Source organism: Cupriavidus sp. HPC(L), from assembly GCF_000307735.3.
In the GTDB taxonomy this organism is placed as follows: Bacteria; Pseudomonadota; Gammaproteobacteria; order Burkholderiales; family Burkholderiaceae; genus Cupriavidus.
Map to the genome: position 1 here is coordinate 1 of NZ_AMPR02000214.1, position 4947 is coordinate 4947.

Annotated in this window: 4 protein-coding genes; all 4 read left to right on the forward strand. The window is 67.8% G+C overall.

The genetic code is table 11. The annotated features are described in order from the left end of the window. The coding region (locus B551_RS26575) for a DNA polymerase Y family protein (RefSeq protein ID WP_023264276.1) at positions 1-1043 on the forward strand (1043 nt) is incomplete at its 5' end. 106 nt (positions 1044-1149) lie between these two features. Beyond that, on the forward strand, positions 1150-1392 hold the full coding sequence (locus tag B551_RS13235; RefSeq protein WP_006577142.1) for an antitoxin: 243 nt from the start codon (positions 1150-1152) through the stop codon (positions 1390-1392). Further along, on the forward strand, positions 1389-1781 hold the full coding sequence (locus B551_RS13240; protein ID WP_006577143.1) for a type II toxin-antitoxin system VapC family toxin: 393 nt from the start codon (positions 1389-1391) through the stop codon (positions 1779-1781). Before B551_RS13235 ends, B551_RS13240 begins: the two co-directional genes overlap by 4 nt. 240 nt (positions 1782-2021) lie before the next feature. Continuing rightward, on the forward strand, positions 2022-4947 hold a 2926-nt coding region (locus B551_RS13245), incomplete at its 3' end, for an error-prone DNA polymerase (protein ID WP_083492594.1).

The following is a 4947-nucleotide window of genomic DNA, read 5'->3' on the forward strand; positions in this document are numbered from 1 at the left end:
TGGACCGGCTGCCGGTCGAGATGCTGGCAAGCCTGGCCGATCCGCGCTGGCTCGACGGCATCGGTTGCCGCACCGTCGGCGAGGTCCGCTGGCTGCCGCGCGCGGGACTGCAGCGCCGGCTCGGCACGGACCTGCTGGCGCGGCTGGACCAGGCCTATGGCGAGACGCCGGCGCAACTGGGCTGGTTCGCCGCGCCGCCCGCCTTCGCCGAACGGATGGAATTGCCGGGGCGGACCGAGTCGGCCGCCGGCGTGCTGGCCGGCGCGCAGCGTCTGCTGCAGGCGGTGGCCGGCTGGCTCACCGTGCATCAGGCCGGCGTCACGCGCTTCGTGCTGCGGCTCGAACACGAACGCCAGCGGCGCGACGCCGCCATCGCCGCCACGCCGGTGACGGTCAGCCTGGCCCAGCCCAGCCGCGATCCCGGGCATCTGTCGCGGCTGCTGCAGGAAAAGCTCGACCGGCTGCAGTTCGATGCGCCGGTGGTCGGCCTGATGCTGAAGGTCGAGACCGTGGCCGAATGCCTGCCGCAGAGCGACACGCTGTTTCCCGAGCCGGGCGGCGGGCAGGCCGAACTCGGCCGCGTGCTCGATACGCTGGTGGCGCGGCTGGGCCGCGAAAACGTGCTGCAGCCGCATCCGCTGGCCGACCATCGGCCCGAATGCGCCAACCGCTGGCGGCCGGTCGACGAAGCCGGCGCGGGCCGCGCCAACGCATCACCGCGCACTTCGCCGCGCGCTTCGACGCGCGCTTCGATGATTGCGGCCGATGGGATTGCCTTGCCCGACCGCCCGCTGTGGCTGCTCGAACCGCCGCTGCGCCTGCCGGTGCGCCGGCATCGCCCCTGCCACGGCACCCCGTTGACGCTGCTGTCCCGACCCGAACGCATCGAGTCAGGCTGGTGGGACGGCGCCCTCGCCACGCGCGACTACTTCATCGCCGAACGCAGCGACGGCCTGCGCTGCTGGGTCTATCGAGAACGGCCGGGGCGCGAGGGGGACGAGGAGGGGGAGTACCGGTGGTTTTTGCAGGGGTTGTTTGGGTGAGGAGAGCGCGTATGTTCTCCGCCGAGGGGCCTCAATGCACTTCCGCGACTTGCTATCGCCCGACTATTGGTATATCTTTTTGATATACATCAAACAGGAGGGTAGCGTGGAAACCGCAAAGATCTTCTGGTCCGGCCGCTCCCAGGCCGTCCGTCTGCCAAAGGACTTTCGCTTCGAGAGCGCCGAAGTTCGCATTCGCCGCCACGGCAATGCGGTCATTCTCGAACCCATCGCCGACGATTGGAAATGGCTCGATCAGGTCGTCGGTCCCGTCGACGAAGACTTTGTGCAGGCGGTCAACGAGCAGCCCGCTGAACAGGATCGCCCCGAGCTGGATTTTTTCAAGTGAGATATCTGCTCGACAGCAACGCCGTGATCGCCATCATGAAAGGCCACACCGGCGTCCTTTCGCACCTGCGCCAGCATCAGCCCCGGGATTTTGGCATCCCGTCAATCGTGGCGCATGAGCTCTTCTATGGAGCGTACAAGGGACAGCGCACTGCCGAAAATCTGGCCCGAGTGGAGGCATTGCAGTTCGAAGTCCTGGATTTCGACCGTGAGGATGCACGCCATGCGGGGGAATTGCGGGCGATGTTGGCAGCGGCCGGCACACCCATAGGACCGTACGATGTCCTGATTGCAGGGCAAGCAGTCGCCCGAAAGCTCACGCTGATTACGCACAATGTGAGGGAGTTCCAGCGTGTGCCTGGTATCTCGGTAGAAGATTGGGAGTCCTGAAAATACGTCGGGACTGGTTGCGGTGCCTCTTCAGTAGCCTCCTTCGGGAGGCTTTTTCATTGGCCGCCGTGCTGGCATGGGGCGTGATGTGTCTTGCTTTCTCGAAGGCAAATACTGTATAAATATACAGTGCCAATCCAAGGCATTCCTTCTCGCAGTGCTGTGTCCCAAGCTCCACCCCAACCCCCGTTTTCCACGTCGTCGCTGCCGCCATCGCTGGCGTCGCTGCTGCTTGGCAGCCTGCCCGACTACGCGGAGCTGCACTGCATTTCCAACTTCACCTTCCTGACCGGTGCTTCCCATCCCGAGGAGCTGATCGAACGCGCGCTGGCGCTGGGCTATCGCGGGCTGGCGCTGACCGACGAGGCCTCGGTGGCTGGCACGGCGCGGGCGCATCACGCGCTGAAGACGCTGCGCGAGCGTACCCGCGAGGCGGTGGAGCGCAGTGCGGCGCGGCTGGCGAGGATGGCCGCCGGCGCCTCACCCGACGACGCGGACGACGATGACGAATACGACGATGACGACAACGAAATGTGGCTCGCGGCGCCATCGTCAGGCCCGGGGGCAGCCGCTGCCATGGCCGATTCGCCGGCAGGCGGGACGGTCCAGCCGGAGTTCCTGCGCCGGCATGCGCGCCTGCTGGCCCGGGCCGAGGCGGCCGAAGCCTTCCGGCTGCTGATCGGCAGCCGCATGACGCTGCAGGCGGATGCGGGGGAGGGCAACGGCGAACTGGGTTTGCGGCAGCGCGACGTCCCGTCCGATGTCCCCTCCGGCATCCGGCTGATCCTGCTGGCGCAGGACCGCGAAGGGTTCGGCAATCTGTGCGAGCTGATCACGCTCGGACGCCGGCGCGCCGACAAGGGCAGCTACCAGCTGTACCAGCACGACATCAGCGATCCCGCTGCCGAAGAAGCGCATCTGCTCGGCATGCCGCATTGCCTGGCGCTGCTGCTGCCGGACTACTGCGCCGACCCCGACACGCTGCGCGCGCAGGCGCAATGGTGCCGGGCGGTCTTCGGCGAGCGCGTCTGGATTGCGCTGGAGCTGCTGCAGGAACATGCCGACGCGCTGCATCGCGAGCGGCTCGAGGCGGTGGCCGCGGAAACCGGCGTGCCGCTGGTGGCCGCCGGCGCGGTGCAGATGCATGTGCGTTCGCGCAAGCCGCTGGCCGATGTGCTGACGGCGATCCGGCTGGGCCAGCCGCTGGGCGCCTGCGGCATGGCGCTGGCGCCCAATGCCGAGCGCCATCTGCGCATGCGGCAGCGCCTGTCGCGGCTCTATCCGCGCGAGGCGCTGGCGCAGACGGTGAAGATCGCGCAGGCCTGCGACTTCTCGCTCGATGCGCTGCGCTACGAATATCCCGAGGAGCTGGTGCCGAAGGGCCATACGCCGAGTTCCTACCTGCGCCAGGAGACGCTGGCCGGCGCGGCACTGCGCTATCCCGACGGCATTCCGCAATCGGTGCGGCAACGGCTCGAGGACGAGTTCGCGCTGATCGAGGAAAAGGGCTACGAGCATTTCTTCCTGACCGTCTACGACATCGTCCGCTTTGCCCGCGGCAAGGGCATCCTGTGCCAGGGCCGCGGCTCGGCCGCCAATTCGGTGGTCTGCTACTGCCTGTACATCACCGAGGTCAGCCCCGAGCAGACCAATCTGCTGTTCGGCCGCTTCATCTCGCGCGAGCGCGACGAGCCGCCCGACATCGACGTCGACTTCGAGCACCAGCGGCGCGAGGAGGTGATCCAGTACATCTACGACCAGTACGGCCGCCATCGAGCCGCGCTGGCCGCGACGCTGATCACCTATCGCGCCCGCAGCGCGCTGCGCGACGTGGGCCGCGCGCTCGGCATCGACCCCGGCGTGGTCGAGCAGGTGGTCAAGGGCCAGGCGTGGTGGGAGAGCGGCCACACCTTCGTCGAGCGCATCGCGCGCTACGGGCTCGACCCGGATTCGCCGGCGGTGCGCCAGTGGGCCAGCCTGGTGGCGCAGCTGCGCGGTTTTCCGCGCCACCTGTCGCAGCATGTCGGCGGCTTCGTGATCGCGCGCGACAAGCTGTCGCGGCTGGTGCCGATCGAGAATGCGGCGATGGAGAAGCGCAGCGTGATCCAGTGGGACAAGGACGATCTCGAATCGCTGGGCCTGCTGAAGGTCGATGTGCTGGCGCTCGGCATGCTGACCGCGATCCGGCGCGCGCTGGCGATGATCCCGAATCCGAATCCCGCGCATCCGCAGCTGCCTTGCCGCATGGAGGACATTCCGCAGGACGACGAGGATACCTACGACATGCTGTGCAAGGCCGACACCATCGGCGTGTTCCAGGTCGAGTCGCGCGCGCAGCAGTCGATGCTGCCGCGGCTGCAGCCGCGCCGCTACTACGACCTGGTGGTCGAGGTCGCGATCGTGCGGCCGGGGCCCATCCAGGGCGGCATGATCCATCCCTATCTGAAGCGGCGCGAGATGGTCCGCCGCACCGGCAAGCTGCCGACCTATCACAACGAGGTGATCCGCCGCGTGCTGGGCCGCACGCTGGGCGTGCCGATCTTCCAGGAACAGGTGATGCAGCTGGCCATCGATGCGGCGGGCTTCACGCCGGGCCAGGCCGACCAGTTGCGCCGCTCGATGGCCGCGTGGCGGCGCAAGGGCGATCTGAAGCGACACCAGGATGCGTTGATCAAGGCGCTGACCCGCAACGGCTATCCGGATGCATTCGCGCAGGCGATCTGCAAGCAGATCGAGGGCTTCGGCGAATACGGCTTCCCCGAAAGCCACGCCGCGAGCTTCGCCAAGCTGGTCTATGTCAGCGCCTGGATCAAGCGCCATCATCCCGCGGCCTTTCTTTGCGCCTTGCTGAACAGCCAGCCGATGGGCTTCTATTCGCCGTCGCAGCTGGTGCAGGACGCGCGCCGCCATCGCGTCAGGTCGCTGCCGCCGGACGTGACGGTCAGCGGCTGGGAAAGCGTGCTGGAGAACGACGCGGTACGGCTCGGCCTGAACCGGGTCAAGGGCATGCGCGAGGCCGCGGCGCTGCGGATCGAACAGGCCCGGCTCGAGCGGCCCTTCGCCAGCGTCGAGGACCTGGTGCTGCGCGCCGGGCTCGATCGGCACGATATCGACGTGCTGGCCGCGGCCGATGCGCTGCGCTCGCTGGCCGGCCATCGCCGCCAGG